This is a genomic window from Oleiphilus sp. HI0128 (assembly GCF_001635365.1).
In genome coordinates, this window is sequence record NZ_LWGG01000535.1 from 1 (window position 1) to 280 (window position 280).

Sequence of the window (280 nt, forward strand, 5' to 3'; positions counted from 1 at the left end):
CTATAGTGAGCGTTGAGTGTTTTCAAATCTGAGTCAGTGAAGAAACTGGCGATACCATAGACACCATCGATATCCGATTTACTTAGCGTTTGTTTTGGCTCCCGCTTCGTTAATGGGTCCTGCCTTGGTGGCAGAGGTGGTAGCTTTTCAAACGCATTGAGATCTTCATTGTCTTTGGCGCCGTCACCAAAGCTAATATCAGGAGTAAGGGTTGCGTATAGCCACTCGGTAAAGGTGTTTGACTCACCACTTGGGTCTCGATTAGCCAAGTCGGATTGTG

1 protein-coding gene is annotated in these 280 nt (G+C 46.8%); it reads right to left on the bottom strand.

Annotation, left to right across the window (positions count from 1 at the left end; genetic code table 11):
• Positions 1 to 280 (bottom strand): hypothetical protein (locus A3763_RS28325; RefSeq protein WP_197482810.1); only part of this gene is annotated, 280 nt, incomplete at both ends.